The following is a 13,565-nucleotide window of genomic DNA, read 5'->3' on the forward strand; positions in this document are numbered from 1 at the left end:
TGCGGATGGATGCAGCAGGGCTGTTCCCGAATCAGGAACGCGCGGTGATCGAATCGATGGCTTCGCGGGCATCTTCGGCCAGCTGCTGCGGCATCGGCGCGCTCTTGGCCGAGTCGGACGCTGTCTTCTGCCCCTGGTCGCTGACGACGTACTGGCCGAAGGTCTTGGCCAGTTCCATGGTCTGCGGATCCTCGTAGCCGCTGCAGAACAGCAGGTAGGAGACCAGCACCATCGGGTACGCGCCGGCGGCGGTGGTCTTGCGGTCCAGTTCCAGGGCGATATCGTGCTCACCGCGGCCGTGGACCCGCTCTGATTCGGCCACTGCCTTGGCCGCTGATTCCCCGCTGACTGCCACGAATTCCTCGCCGACCTTCAGCTTCACCTTGCCCAGCGACTTATCCACCAGGGAATCATCGGCATAGGTAACCGCGCCCACGGCGCGGGTCACGGTGGTCACCACGCCGGCATTGCCCTGGGCCTTCTCCAGCCCGGTGGCATCCGGCCAGCCGCCATCCGGCTCGTGTGGCCAGGCTTCGGGAGCTACCGCATGCAGGTACTCGGTGAAGTTCTCGGTCGTGCCAGAATCGTCGGCGCGCGCCACCCCGGTGATCGGCAGGTCGGGCAGCTGCACCTGCGGGTTCAGCTGGGCGATGGCCGGGTCCTGCCAGGAGCGGATCTCACCGGAGAAGATCCTGGCGATCGTTGGGGCATCCATGTTCAATTCCTTGATGCCCGGCAGGTTGAAGGCGATGCTGATCGGCGAAATATACGCCGGGATATTGATCGCGCCCTGCGGGCCGCAGGTCTCGATGGAGCGCTGGACTTCCTCTTCCTTCAGGTAAGCGTCGGATCCGGCGAATTCGGTGCCGCCTGCCAGGAGCCCGGCGCGTCCGGCGCCGGAGCCCACCGAGGCGTACTGCACCTGGACCTGGGGGTGCATGGTGGAGAATTCGGTGGTCCAGGCGTTCATGGCGGAATTCTGCGCGGTGGATCCGCCGCCGGTCAGTGTGCCTTGGAGGCTAGAGCTATTCGATTCAGCGGCCTTGCGCTGCTCTTCTCCCAGCGGGTAGTCCGACCCGCAGCCCGAAAGCAGCAGGACCAGGCCCATGCTGGCAATCGCGGTGAAAGCGGCGGTTCGAGGCAGAGGTGGCCGGGCAGGTCCGGTGGTTCGCAAAACTTCTCCTGGGGTCCAAGGTGAACGGCGGATGTACTTGAAATTCCAGTGAATCATCATCCCTGCACTTTCCGAAATCATTCCCTGGCCACAGCCGATGAGTATTCGGCGGGCCCGCGGGCGTTGAACTGTGTTTCCCAGGCGCCTAATGCCCGCCGGTGCCAGCCGCCGAGTCGATAGCAGCGAGGTCCTGCGTCGCCGGCCCCTCCAATACTTCCCCGGCCGGACTGAACCTGGACCCGTGCAGCGGGCAATCCCAGGATTTCTCCGCGTCATTCCACGACAGCACGCCACCTAGATGAGTGCAGATCCCGGACACCCGGCAGGTGGCCCCGCCGATCGTGGACACGGCGACCGGGCGCAGGCCCTCGCGCAGCACCAGGCCTTGGCCCTCGGCGGGCGGAGTCCGCTCCTCGCCAGACACGCCGCCTGCATCCTGCGCGGCGCCCTTGCCTGCTTCGCCAAGCAGCGAGCGTTTCCATCCCGCGACGAGTTTTCCGGCAACCCGGGAGTTGATCTTCGCCCCGGCGACCAGGTCGGCCGGGGTGGTGGCGCGCTGCGACAAGGCCTGCGCCCAGGCGATATTTCCGCCGAGGATGTTCGCGCTGAGCTGGAGGGCGGCGGCAATCGCATTGGCCATCCCCCACTTGTTGTAGCCCGTGGCCACATGGATGTTCCCTCCCCCGCGGGGCAATTGGCCCACGAACGGAACCATATTGGCCGACTTGTAGTCCTGCGCCGACCATTGGCCGGCGAGTTCGGCCCCGGGGAAATGCCTTCTGGTCCAGATATCCAGGTCCTTGAGCTGGCCGAGCTCGGAGAGCTGCTGGCCCACCGGATGGCCGTTGCCGCCCACCAGCAGCAGCTCCTGCCCGTCGAGAGGAACGGTCCGCAGCGAACGTGCTGGATGGTCGATGGACAGGTACATCCCCTGGGGCAGCGCACCGGTGGCTGCATCAATGCGATGCGCAACCACGTAGGAGCGCGATGGTTCGACTTTGGCGAAATAGAGTCCCCGATCCAGGATGGGGATTCCCGTGGCCAGGATGACCTGCTGGGCACGGTTCTCGCCTTGGCTGGTATGCACTGTGGCCAGGGCGCCGGCGCTGGCATCGCGCACTCTGACGCCCTCGACGATCCTGCCCCCGCGCGAGCGCAGGTCGCTGGCCAAGGCCTGGAGCACTTCCATGGGGTTGAATTGCGCTTGGCCAGGCAGGGCCAGCGCCGAGGCCACGGGAAACGGCAATCCGATGTCCGGGCCGCACCAGCTGGCCTCCAACCCGGCGCTGCGGGCTGCCTCTGCTTCCTTCTCCAGACTGGCACGTCCGGATTCGGCTTCGGTGTACGTGTAGGCATCCCGCCGCTGCACGGCGACATCCCGCTCCTCCAGATAGCGCAGCAACCACGACTGCCCTTCCAGATTCCCCTGGACATAGGCGTCCACGACCTCTTGGGAACAATGCTCCCGGATCCCGGAGAGCACCGTGCCCTGCAGCAAGCTGAGCTTCGCGGTGCTCGCTCCTGTTGTTCCGGCCCCGGCGAACCTGGCTTCGAGTACCGTGACGCTCAATCCGGCCCGGCTCAGCAGCACGGCGGTGGCCAGCCCGGTCAGCCCCGCGCCTACGACGATGGCGTCATAGGTTGCGCCCGGCTGGAATTGGTCGGCGCCACCGGAAGAACGCTTCGCCTGCCATAACGACTCCATCTTCGCTTTCTCCTCTTGCTCCGTGTGCTGCCGCACCCTGATTCCAGGGTATGCACAAGCGCCGAGGTTCGGTACGGCAACGGAAAATCAGGCGAATTCACCCAGCTTGGCCAGCGGCCGCGGCCGGCCACGGCCGCCTTGCCGATCCCGGAGGCTGATTTGCGCTGCCAAGAAAACTTAAGTGATAATGATTCTCATTATGAATCATGAAGAACCCGGGCTCGCCCGCCAGCCCCGCGCCCCGCTACCGCCCAGCCCGGTCTTCTGCCTGCGCAATGCGCGCCTGGGACTGCCCGGCGCCACCAGCCCGCTGCTCGACGTCGAGGAGTTCACGCTTCTTCCCGGCGAGCGCGTGGTCATTACCGGCCCGTCGGGTGCTGGCAAGTCGCTGCTGCTGTCGATGATCACCGGGAACTGGGCACCCGGACTGGAATTCACCGGAACCCGCACTCCCGGATCAACGCGCATCGGCTACATCCCGCAGCGCGGCCAGGACGCCCTGCATCCGCTGCTGCCGCTGGAACGGCAACTTCGCAAGGCCACCGGCGCCAGCGCGCAGCAAGTCCGCGACGTCCTGCAAGACGCCGGACTGGACGATCCGCAGCTGCTCGCACGACGTCCCGCGGAACTCTCCGGAGGGCAAGCACAACGCGCCGCCATAGCCCTGGCCGTGCTCAGCCAAGCCCCGTTGATCCTTGCCGATGAACCGACCAGCGCCCTGGACCACACCGCCCGCGACCTCATCCTGGAACTGCTGGGCACCCTGCTGGGCCAGCAGCAGGCCCTGGTACTGGTCACCCACGACGCGGCAGTCGCCCAGGCGCTGGCCACCCGGCACCTGGTCCTGGACTCCGGGAAGATCGCCAGCACCCGCGCGCCCCGGCTGGAACGAGTACCGGCTTGAGCATCCCCGCATTGGAAGTATCCGCGCTCAGCGCACAGCGCGGGCACGGAGCCGCCCGCCGACTGGTCCTGGAGCCCCTTGGCTTCACGCTGGACCCGGGCGAATCGGTGGCCATCACCGGGCCATCCGGCGCCGGCAAATCCACCCTGGCCGACATCGTGCTAGGTCTGGAACTGCCGGACTCCGGAGAAATCCGCGTGCTGGGCCAGCACTGGAGCGCACCGAAGCGCAGCCACGCGCCAGCACGCCGCCGGCTGGTCCAGGGCGTGCCCCAGGATCCTGCCGCCGCCTTCGTGCCGCGCTGGAGCATCCGCACCTCGCTGCAGCAGGCCATCCACCGGCTGGCTCCCCCAGCCGGCCCCGGAACGGGCATCGCCCGGGCCGCCGAGCTGGCACAATTCGACACGGCACTGCTGGATCGGCGCCCGCACCAGCTCTCCGGAGGACAGCTGCAGCGGGCCGCGCTGGCCCGCGCCGTGGCGGTGAACCCCTCGGTGCTGGTGGCGGACGAGCCGACCAGCGCCCTGGATCCGGACACCGCCCAAGCAGTCGCCGGCCAGCTGCTCTCCACCGCCGCCAACTCGGGCATTGCCTTGCTACTGATCACCCATGACCCGCAACTGGCCGCGCAATGCTCGCGCACCATTGCCATCCGCCCACCGTCCCGATAACCCGCCCGCCAGCTGATCACCCATCACCCATCACCCATCACCCATCACCCAAGGACCTCGCACCCATGAATCGACCCCGCCCCAAGACCCTGGCCTTGCTCACCATCCCGCTCGCCGGAGCACTTGCCCTCAGCGGCTGCTTCTCCGCGGCCGCCGAGCAGGCCGGAAGCACCGACCGCATCTCCGTAGCCCACATGCAGCCGCCCCGCTCCGGGCTCAGCCCGCTCAGCGACGACGCGTTCAAGCTATCGCGCTGGTCCACCGCCGAAACCCTGGTCAACCTCGACGCGTCCGGGGACGCCCAGCCGGCGTTGGCTACCAGCTGGGAACGCAGCGGCGAGCTGGCCTGGGACTTCGAGATCCGCGAAGGCGTCAGCTTCCACAACGGCCAGCCGCTGACCGCCGAAACGGTGGCGAACTCCTTGCAGCGGGCCATCGACTCGACCCCGGTGCCGCGCATCCTGAACGGAACCGCATTGAAGGTCGCGGTGCGCGGGGAGCACGGACTGCGGATCACCACCGCGGATCCCGACCCGCTGCTGCCCCAGCGGCTCTCCAGCCCGCAGCTGGCCATCTTCGCCGCCGAAGCCTACACCGCCAACGGAGTGGATCCGGCCGGCCACGGCACCGGCCCCTTCCAGATCGTGGACGTAGACGGGATCTCCGGGGCCACCCTGGACCGGTACGAGGGCTACTGGGGCGAGAAGGCCGCAGCCTCGGGCATCGACGTGAAGTTCGTGCCCGATGGCACCGCCCGCGCCGCCGCGCTGCGCACCTCGGAGGCTGATGTCATCGAGGCGATCCCCGCCGGGCAGGCCGCCACGGTGGACCAGGAGCTGCTCACCGAAGTGCCGATGCCGCGCACCAACACGCTGTACCTGAACACCGAAAAGGGCCCGTTCGCCGACCCGGCGGTGCGCGCCGCGGCCCGCGAAGCCATCGACCGGGCGGCCATCGTGGAGTCGGTGTACGAGAACCGCGCCGATATAGCCGAGGGCCTGCTCGGCCCGGCCCTGCCCTACGCCGCCGGGCTGCGCGATTCTGGAGAATACCGGCAGCTGCTGGCCCAGCGTGCCGAACCAGCCAAGGTCAAGGACGTGGAAATCACCCTGGGCACCTTCACCGACCGCGCCGAACTGCCGGAAGTCGCGGTGATCCTCGAGCAGCAGCTGGAAGCGGCCGGATTCATCGTGAAGCAGGATGTGCGCGAATACCAGTACATCGAGGCCGACGCACTGGACGGCGCCTTCGATGCCTTCATCCTCTCGCGCGCCACCGTGCTGGATTCCGGGGACCCGGTTGCGTACTTCGCCTCCGACTTCACCTGCGAAGGCGGCTTCGCCATCGCCCAGCTCTGCGACAAGGATGTGGACCAGGCCATCGCCCGGGCCTCGGAAACCGAAGCCGGGGAACAGCGCCAGCAGCAGATCATGCTGGCCGAAGCCCGGATCCTGGGCACCGATGCGGCCATCGCGCTGCTGCACGAACGCGTGATCCAGGGCGAGGGCCCCGCCGTGCGCGATGCCGCGCAGGATCCGCGCGAACGCGAGCTGATCACTGCGCAGACCCGCCTGGACAGCGAGCAGGAGCCGCAACGCTGATGAACTGGTTCGCCCTGAAGGCGCGGCGCCTCTCTTGGCCGTCCTTCGCATCCTGCCTGCTCAGCGCGCTGGCCCTGCTGCTGGTAGCCGGCGCGCTGCCCTGGCTTTCGCGCACGGACCCGGCCGCCGCGGTGCTGCGCGCACGCTATGCCGAACTGGAACCCACCGAGCAGGCGTTGGCCTCCGTGCGCGCGCAGCTGGGCCTGGACCAGGGCCCGCTGGCCACCAGCCTGCACTGGTGGTCCGGGGTGCTGCACGGGGATCTGGGCAACTCCTGGGTCAGCGGGGCAGAAATCGCTCCCGGCGCCTGGCGGGCCCTGTCGGTCTCCGCCACGCTCACCGCCTTCGCCACCATCATCGCGCTCGCCGTGGCCTTCGCCCTGGTGCTGCCCGCCGCGCTGCGCGTGCTGCGCAACCGGCAGCATTCAGGTTCCGGGCCGCTGGGCGTGGCGCTGACCGCCTTGCCCGAATTCCTGCTGGCCAGCTTGCTGCTGGTGCTGGTGGCGGTGCAGCTGCAATGGCTTCCGCCCTACGGGTGGACCGGGCTGGACACCGCGGTCCTGCCCGCACTGGCCCTGGGCATCCCGGCCGGCGGATTACTCGGCCGGCTGCTGGCCGACGCCATCGCCTCGGTGGCCGGGGAACGCTGGGCCGGGATCTGGCACCTGGCCGGAGCTCCGGCCCCGGCCATCCTCTCCGGGGTGCTGCGCCGGGCCGCCGCGGCAGTCATCGACCAGCTCGGCTTGGTGTTCATCGGCTTGCTCGGCGGCGCGGTGGCCGTGGAGCAGGTCTTCGCGGTGCCCGGACTTGGCCGCTACCTGCTCGGGGCGGCCAATGCGCAGGATATTCCCGCCTTGCAGGCCGGGCTGCTGCTGATGGCGGGATCGGCGCTGCTGATCGGAATGCTCACCGCAGCGGCCCGGCGCGCGCTGCGCGGCGGCGCCCTGCCCGCAGGATCGCTGCCAGCCCCGCCCGAGGCGCGCGGCAACGGCAGGATCCAGCGCTGGACTGCGGCGATCACCTGCACCGCGCTGCTGGCCATCCTGGCTTTCGGACTGCCGCGCGACCCCTACACCCTTGCCTTCCAGAGGCTGCAAGCCCCGGGGGCCGGTTTGCCATTCGGCGCCGATTCCAGCGGACGGGATCTGCTGGCCCGCGTGGCCCACGGAACCTTGGGCACGGTAGGCCCGGCGCTGGGAATCGTGGCCTGCGCAATCCTGATCGGCCTGCTGCTAGCGGCGGCAGGCGAGATCTCGCGCGGGCCGGCGGTAATCGCCAACGCGACTCCGCCGATTCTGGCCGGGGTGATCATCGCGGCCTTGCTGGGCCCGTCGGTGGGCGGTGCGGCACTGGCCGTGCTCTGGGTGAGCTGGCCTCCGCTGGCCACGCATGCTGCCTCGCTGCTGGACGAAGCCCGGGCCATGCCGCATATCCGCTGGCTTCCGCTCTCCGGGGTGCCGCGCGGCCGGATCTGGGTCCAGCATCTGCTGCCCGCGGTGCTTCCGGCCCTGCTGAGGCACGGGATGCTGCGGCTGCCCGGGGTGGCACTGGCCTTGGCCGCCCTCGGCTTCCTCGGGCTCGGCGCGCAGCCGCCCACCCCGGAGTGGGGCCTGCTGCTGGCCGAAGGCATCGGCTATGTCGAGCGGGCTCCGTGGACTGCCATCGCCCCGGCTACCGCGCTGGTGCTCACTTCCGTATGCGCGGTGGCGCTCGCCGGAATCCCGGCGCCGCAGCGTGCCGGTACCCGAGGCACGGCTGCGCAGCAGGATCCGGCGGCCAGGAACACGCCGGTCCCGGTGAGCTGAAACGCGGGCCTATCCCGGCCCTGGAAAGAAAATGGAGCCAAGGGGCAACGCGGCATATGCCGCGCTGCCCCTTGGCTCCATCGAGTTTCCGTGGCGATCGCCCCTTGCCCAAGCAGGCTTACTGGGCGGCCACTTCGCTGTTGCCGTGCCGTGTTCCTGTGGCCAATCCCAGGCTCACCGGCTGCGGCGAGGTGCAGCAGCCGGCCGCTTCGGCGGGCTCGGTTCCGCTGGCGGTGCCGCCGTCCGCGGGGGCATCGCAGGAACCGCCCAGATCCGTGGAGCAGACCCCGGTTTCCGGCAGATCCAGTTCAACCCGGCCTGCCCCGTCGGCATCGCCGGACAAGGCAGCGGCAATGGAGCGCACCTGCTCGTAGCCGGTAGCCATCAGGAACGTCGGAGCCCGTCCATAGCTCTTCATTCCAACGATGTAGAAGTTCTTTTCCGGGTGCGCCAATTGCTTTTCGCCGTGCGCGCTGACCGTTCCGCAGCTGTGGAATTCCGGGTCGATCAATGGCCCGAGCTGGCGCGGGGCTTCAACGCATTCATCCAGGTCCAGGCGCAGTTCGGAGAGCATCTGCAGATCCGGGCGGAAACCGGTGGCGGCGATGATGCGGTCAACGCCCAGCTCGCGCCCGTCAGCCAGCGATACGGACAGCTGATCCCCTGCGCTCATCGAAGCGACGGAGACATTTTCCAGCAGTTCCACGTTGCCGTTCTCCACCAGCCGGCGCAGCGACGTGCCCAGCTGGCCCCGGGCTGGTAGCTGGTCAGCAGCTCCCCCGCCGTACAGGCGAATCGGGTTGGCCGCCCCGCGCAGGCCCCAGAGGATCCGAGTGTCCGGGAACTTCTTCTGCAACCGGCCCAGGGCAATGACGGTATTCGCCGCCGAATGCCCGGCGCCGAGCACCAGCAATTTCTTGCCCGCGAGCTCCTGCTCATCGGCGCCCAGCGGATCCGGAAGCCCGCAGATGATGAAGCCGCGCTCGCGCGCCTGCGCTTCGCCGATGGCCTGGATTCCGGCCCGGCCTACCGGGCTTGGCTGGTTCCAGGTGCCACTGGCATCAACCACGGCACGACCGAGAATATCCACCGGGCCGCCCGGAGTTTCGGTGCGCACCAGGAACGGGGCATCATCGCGGTGCGCGGTGCGTGCCTTGTCGGCACCGCGGCCGTCGACCAGCACGCGGCTGATCTTCGCCACGCGGTGGCCGTAGCGGATGCGCGGTGACAGGTCCGGGTGGGCGGCCAGCGGCTGGAGATATTCGCTGACCAATTCCGCGCCGGTGGGAAGCTTGGTGATCCGCGGCGCTTCCCAGCCTCCGGCGTATCCCTCGCTGGGGGTTTCCAGCAGCCGGCGGGCGGCGGCATCGATATTGAAGCGCCATGGGGAGAAGAGCTTGATGTGGGCCCACTGGGCTATTGCGGCACCGGCACTTCCACCGGCTTCCAGGACAAGCACTTCCTGCCCGCGTTCGCGCAGGTGGGCGGCGGTGGCAAGGCCGATGGGGCCGGCGCCGATGACGATGACTGGAAGGTTCTCCTGCATGGGTTTCTCCTTGGCTGCTGGAATTCTGGAGACGATCTGCGCTTAGCTGGCCGGCAGCAGGTCGGCGATGAGATTCTCAATCCGGGCACGGATTTCATCACGGATTGGCCGTACGCCGTCAATGCCCTGCCCTGCGGGGTCTTCCAGCTTCCAGTCTTCATAGCGCTTGCCTGGGAAGAACGGACAGGCATCTCCGCAGCCCATGGTGATCACCACATCGGAGTCCTGCACGGCTTCGGTGGTCAGCACCTTGGGGATTTCCGCGGACATGTCGATGCCGACTTCTTTCATGGCTTCAACGGCGGCCGGGTTGACCGAATCGGCTGGGGCGGAACCGGCCGAGCGGACCTCAATGCGCCCTCCGGAGAGGTGGGCGAGGAAGGCGGCGGCCATCTGGGAACGCCCTGCGTTGTGCACGCAGACAAAGAGAACCGAAGGCTTTTCGATAGCAGTCATGAGTTTTTTCCTTAGGCAGAAGTAGCGGGAGCCTTGGCAGCTGGGAAGAATTTCCGGGACCACAGGGCCACGTAGACCAGGGCAACCAGGATCGGCACCTCGATCAGCGGGCCGACCACGCCGGCCAGGGCCTGGCCGCTGGTGGCGCCGAAGGTGGCGATGGCTACCGCGATGGCCAGCTCGAAGTTGTTGCCGGCGGCGGTGAACGCCAAGGTGGTGGTGCGCGGGTAACCCAGCTTCAGCCAGTGGCCGATGAGCATTCCGGCACCGAAGACCACCACGAAGTAGGTCAGCAGCGGGATAGCCATGCGCAGCACATCCAGGGGCTTGGAGATGATGTTATCGCCCTGCAGCGCGAAGAGCAGCACGATGGTGAACAGCAACCCGTACAGTGCCCACGGCCCGATTTTCGGCAGGAATTTTCCCTCGTACCAGTCGCGGCCCATGGCCTTTTCGCCCAGGGTGCGGGTCAGGTAGCCGGCCACCAGCGGGATGCCCAAGAAGACCAGCACCGAGGCGGTGATGGCGGCAATGGAGAATTCGGCGCTGGTGGTTTCCAGCCCCAGCCACGATGGCAGCAGCTGCAGGTAGAACCAGCCCAGGGCACCGAAGGCGATGACCTGGAAGACGGAGTTGATGGCCACCAGCACCGCGGCCGCTTCCCGGTCCCCGCAAGCCAGATCATTCCAGATGAACACCATGGCGATGCATCGGGCCAGGCCCACAATGATCAGGCCGGTGCGGTATTCGGGCAGGTCGGCCAGGAATACCCAGGCCAGGACGAACATGAACGCCGGGGCCAGGATCCAATTGATCACCAGCGAGGTGATCATCAGCTTCTTGTCGGCCAGCACGCGGCCGGTTTCGTTGTAGCGGACCTTGGCCAGCACCGGATACATCATGACCAGCAGGCCGATGGCGATGGGTACCGAGACCCCGGCCACGGTGAAGCGGTCCAGCAGCTCGCCCAGCTGAGGGAAGATGCGGCCCAGACCCAAGCCGACGCCCATGGCCAGCAGGATCCACAGGGCCAGGTAGCGGTCCAGGAAGGAAAGTTTTGCCGCCACGGGGGCAGTGTCTAGCGCAGGCGCGGGTGCCACTGATTCATCACTCCAAGAATAGGCATCGACGATTGTCGATGTTTTGAGTATGATGAAACATATCGACGTTTGTCAATCTCTGGCGCCAGCCAAGAAAAGAGCCAAGGCCCGTGAGCACAGCCACCGTGAATCCTGCCGGAGGGACTTCCCCAGCACCGGCAGCCGACGCCTGCTGCACGCCATCCCAAGGCGAGGCAATCCTCAACGCCGGGCAGGCCGAAGCGTTGGCGCTGCGCTTCAAGGCCCTGGGCGATCCCAACCGCCTGCGCATCCTGTCCATCGTCTCCGCCAGCGAATCGGCCGAGACGTGCGTCTGCGACCTGCCCGAACCACTGGGCCTCAAGCAGCCGACGGTCTCGCACCACCTGAAAATCCTGGTGGAGGCCGGAATCCTGCACCGCGAAAAGCGCGGGGTGTGGGCGTACTACTCCGTCGTCCCTGGCGCTTTGGAATCCCTGGGCGCCAGCTTGGCGGCCAAACCCTAGACAGGCTTGCCGCAACTGCATTCCAGGCGGCTGGGATCACGCCACCCGGGATCCACCAACTAGCCGCATTCCCGCTTCCGCGCAGGCAGCTCGGCAAACGGCATCAAACGCTGCAGGTCCCGGCAGTGCCGGCCCGCTGCGGACCGGATGCGCAATAGCCCATTTCAGGATCCAGTGCCCTACTTCGGGCGCTCGAACTTCATGAGCTTGTGCGTGCCATCGCAAAAAGGCTTGATGGCAGAGCCCCCGCAGCGGCATAGCGCGACGGGCCCTTTCCGGGCCTCGATGGATTGCCCCTCGGCATCCACGATTTCAAAATCTCCCCTGAGCAGCAAGGGGCCCTGCGGGCAAACGGTAATCATGGCGGCTTCCGAAGCGCTGCGCCCCTCGCTCATACCGCTGCCCCCGCTCCGGCATGCAATGCTGATCTGCCAGCTTCCCACGCGTCCAGGTACTTTGCGCCGGCCAACGCGTCAACAGCTGCCGCGGCTTGGGCTCCGAAGAGTATGTCGGGCACCAGATCCGGTTCGTCTTCAGCCAGTCCGCCCGCCAGGTCGCGGCCGGCGATTTGCTCATGGACCGCATCAGCTTCCACATGCTCATCGAAGTAATCGGTCACCGGGGATTCATATCCCAGGCGCCGGAACCCGCGGGCATAAGCCGCCTGGGGTATTGAGGAAGTCATCTCGTACAGTGCCAGGTGGCCAGTGATGGCTCCCCGCAGGCGCCGGTGCATGCCGAAGAGCGAAATCATGTTCACTGCCGCCAGCGTCACCGCCGGAATGCGGTCCACGTACGCGCCGAAATCATCACGCAACCCCAGGCCCTTCATGGTCTGCCTGAACAGCTCGCTATGCATTCGCGGCAGCTGCCCATTTCCGTATTCATCAGCCTGGATCTCCACCATGGCGGCTTTTGCACGGCCTTCGAGTTTCGGGATCGCCCAGGTATGCGGATCAGCTTCCTTGAGCTGGTAGACCGACTTCAGTATCAGGAATTCGCGTGCTTGGCCGGCAGTGGCCTTGCGCTGGATGAATTTCGAGACCGACGGTCCAGCATCATCAGCTGCGAGCTCGAACAGGGCTTGGGCCACCTTCGCGGAGCTGGGTTCCACGCTTGGAATCGGGCCTGCCGCCTCGCGCAGCGCTTGCTCGAAACCCTCCTCGATCCGGGCCCGAAGCGAAATGAGCCCGGGGTTCCATTCCCAGCGGTCATCGACTTCTTCGAATCCCCGATAGTGCAGTTCGTAGAGCACGAAAAGGCTCAGCTGCAGGTCCCCGTCATCCAGCACATCCGAAGCCGCAGCCAACCGATCTCTTGCGACCGTTGCCAGATAGGCTGCGTATTCCTCCGAGGGGTTGCACAGCAACGCATTGTTCAGCGCTTGGGACAGGTCTCCGCGGGGTACGGGCAGATGCATGATGCTCCTTCGTTCACACTGATCGCACGGTCAGCAATAGTGGCAGTAGGATGATCGTGCCAGCATCCCCGGGATATAACCACCATTGGGAGGAAAAGCCAAGGTAGCCCCTGATCGTGCTCCCCAGCTATGTTCTCGACAGCACCTTATCCCTGAGGAACATAGGGCTGTCGGCCGGCCAATCTCGACGTCTTGTCCCAGCTTTTCCATAGCCGGTGGGAGCTGCGACCGGGATTGGGTTGGGATCATGATGGCAACCGATTAGAGGCAGAACTTACCGGAGTCGTCAGGGAGCACCTGTCGCCGCCCACTCTTATTGGCACATTCAATCTGGCAAGTAAGCAGGTCATGCCGTGTAAAACTGCCGACAATACTGGCGCCCAGAAGTTGCTCGCACCTCTGACAACAAACCCGGTCCAGAATCTTTTGCTCCATGTCCACACCCAACTGCTAGGTGTCGACTCGTTCATTTCCCCAAGATGAAAAACAGGTTCCCTAGGGCTGTCGCGTTGCCACTTTAGTATCGAGTAGGCCCGTCTGCTACTCCAGCAAGGGACCAATTACTTGGCATCAATCACTCGCTCGCACTTTCTAATAACGAACTTTCAGGGCCGCACTGGTCGTCAGGTCCGTGCTCGCTAATCAAGGAGAGTCATGCCCTAAGCCACTAGACACCCGATGACACCGAAGGCGGGGGG

Annotated in this window: 12 protein-coding genes; 5 read left to right on the plus strand and 7 right to left on the minus strand. The window is 66.5% G+C overall.

The window, feature by feature from the left end:
- Positions 1-31: 31 nt before the first annotated feature.
- Together pstS and ACNPN0_RS14475 are read right to left on the minus strand one after the other, a co-directional pair.
- Positions 32-1,108, minus strand: a complete 1,077-nt coding sequence (pstS, locus tag ACNPN0_RS14470) for a phosphate ABC transporter substrate-binding protein PstS (protein ID WP_286134369.1) — start codon at positions 1,106-1,108, stop codon at positions 32-34.
- 211 nt (positions 1,109-1,319) lie between these two features.
- Entirely contained in the window at positions 1,320-2,879 is a 1,560-nt protein-coding gene (locus ACNPN0_RS14475) for an FAD-dependent oxidoreductase (protein ID WP_448938942.1), read from the minus strand.
- Positions 2,880-3,078: 199 nt separating this feature from the next.
- Here ACNPN0_RS14475 and ACNPN0_RS14480 point away from each other — a divergent pair, with 199 nt between their 5' ends.
- The 4 genes from ACNPN0_RS14480 to ACNPN0_RS14495 all read left to right on the plus strand — a co-directional run bounded on the left by ACNPN0_RS14480 (position 3,079) and on the right by ACNPN0_RS14495 (position 7,860).
- The gene (locus tag ACNPN0_RS14480) at positions 3,079-3,783 is read left to right on the plus strand and encodes an ATP-binding cassette domain-containing protein (RefSeq protein ID WP_448937927.1); all 705 of its coding nucleotides are present in this window, start codon (positions 3,079-3,081) and stop codon (positions 3,781-3,783) included.
- Positions 3,780-4,454, plus strand: coding sequence for an ATP-binding cassette domain-containing protein (locus tag ACNPN0_RS14485; RefSeq protein WP_448937926.1), 675 nt, complete (start codon positions 3,780-3,782; stop codon positions 4,452-4,454). Before ACNPN0_RS14480 ends, ACNPN0_RS14485 begins: the two co-directional genes overlap by 4 nt.
- A 65-nt stretch (positions 4,455-4,519) precedes the next feature.
- The gene (locus ACNPN0_RS14490; protein WP_448937925.1) at positions 4,520-6,055 is read left to right on the plus strand and encodes an ABC transporter substrate-binding protein; all 1,536 of its coding nucleotides are present in this window, start codon (positions 4,520-4,522) and stop codon (positions 6,053-6,055) included.
- Positions 6,055-7,860 (plus strand): ABC transporter permease subunit, encoded by a 1,806-nt coding sequence (locus ACNPN0_RS14495; protein WP_448937924.1) that lies wholly within the window; start codon positions 6,055-6,057, stop codon positions 7,858-7,860. Before ACNPN0_RS14490 ends, ACNPN0_RS14495 begins: the two co-directional genes overlap by 1 nt.
- Positions 7,861-7,978: 118 nt before the next feature.
- On the opposite strand, the gene ACNPN0_RS14500 is transcribed toward ACNPN0_RS14495, so the two are convergent.
- Genes ACNPN0_RS14500 through arsB form a run of 3 tightly spaced genes read right to left on the minus strand, consistent with a single transcriptional unit; the run spans position 7,979 to position 10,929 of the window.
- Positions 7,979-9,406, minus strand: a complete 1,428-nt coding sequence (locus ACNPN0_RS14500; RefSeq protein ID WP_448937923.1) for an FAD-dependent oxidoreductase — start codon at positions 9,404-9,406, stop codon at positions 7,979-7,981.
- Positions 9,407-9,448: 42 nt separating this feature from the next.
- On the minus strand, positions 9,449-9,862 hold the full coding sequence (locus ACNPN0_RS14505) for an arsenate reductase ArsC (RefSeq protein ID WP_448937922.1): 414 nt from the start codon (positions 9,860-9,862) through the stop codon (positions 9,449-9,451).
- An 11-nt stretch (positions 9,863-9,873) separates the two neighbouring features.
- Positions 9,874-10,929: an ACR3 family arsenite efflux transporter gene (arsB, locus tag ACNPN0_RS14510; RefSeq protein ID WP_448937921.1), complete on the minus strand. Its 1,056-nt coding sequence runs from the start codon at positions 10,927-10,929 to the stop codon at positions 9,874-9,876.
- 143 nt (positions 10,930-11,072) lie between these two features.
- Here arsB and ACNPN0_RS14515 point away from each other — a divergent pair, with 143 nt between their 5' ends.
- Complete coding sequence (locus ACNPN0_RS14515; RefSeq protein ID WP_105662145.1) at positions 11,073-11,447, plus strand: ArsR/SmtB family transcription factor; 375 nt, start codon at positions 11,073-11,075, stop codon at positions 11,445-11,447.
- Positions 11,448-11,626: 179 nt separating this feature from the next.
- Here the strand turns inward: ACNPN0_RS14515 and ACNPN0_RS14520 are convergent, their stop codons facing one another.
- The gene (locus tag ACNPN0_RS14520) at positions 11,627-11,842 is read right to left on the minus strand and encodes a CDGSH iron-sulfur domain-containing protein (RefSeq protein WP_105662146.1); all 216 of its coding nucleotides are present in this window, start codon (positions 11,840-11,842) and stop codon (positions 11,627-11,629) included.
- Positions 11,839-12,867, minus strand: a complete 1,029-nt coding sequence (locus ACNPN0_RS14525) for an iron-containing redox enzyme family protein (protein ID WP_448937920.1) — start codon at positions 12,865-12,867, stop codon at positions 11,839-11,841. Before ACNPN0_RS14525 ends, ACNPN0_RS14520 begins: the two co-directional genes overlap by 4 nt.
- Positions 12,868-13,565 lie beyond the last annotated feature (698 nt).

This window comes from Glutamicibacter sp. AGC84 (genome assembly GCF_053543575.1).

Excerpts from the sequence above, each read along its gene's own strand:
- pstS (WP_286134369.1), bottom strand. The coding sequence starts at position 1,108 with ATGGGCCTGGTCCTGCTGCTTTCGGGCTGCGGGTCGGACTACCCGCTG.
- ACNPN0_RS14475 (WP_448938942.1), bottom strand. The coding sequence starts at position 2,879 with ATGGAGTCGTTATGGCAGGCGAAGCGTTCTTCCGGTGGCGCCGACCAA.
- ACNPN0_RS14480 (WP_448937927.1), top strand. The coding sequence starts at position 3,079 with ATGAATCATGAAGAACCCGGGCTCGCCCGCCAGCCCCGCGCCCCGCTA.
- ACNPN0_RS14490 (WP_448937925.1), top strand. The coding sequence starts at position 4,520 with ATGAATCGACCCCGCCCCAAGACCCTGGCCTTGCTCACCATCCCGCTC.
- ACNPN0_RS14495 (WP_448937924.1), top strand. The coding sequence starts at position 6,055 with ATGAACTGGTTCGCCCTGAAGGCGCGGCGCCTCTCTTGGCCGTCCTTC.
- ACNPN0_RS14500 (WP_448937923.1), bottom strand. The coding sequence starts at position 9,406 with ATGCAGGAGAACCTTCCAGTCATCGTCATCGGCGCCGGCCCCATCGGC.
- ACNPN0_RS14505 (WP_448937922.1), bottom strand. The coding sequence starts at position 9,862 with ATGACTGCTATCGAAAAGCCTTCGGTTCTCTTTGTCTGCGTGCACAAC.
- ACNPN0_RS14520 (WP_105662146.1), bottom strand. The coding sequence starts at position 11,842 with ATGAGCGAGGGGCGCAGCGCTTCGGAAGCCGCCATGATTACCGTTTGC.
- ACNPN0_RS14525 (WP_448937920.1), bottom strand. The coding sequence starts at position 12,867 with ATGCATCTGCCCGTACCCCGCGGAGACCTGTCCCAAGCGCTGAACAAT.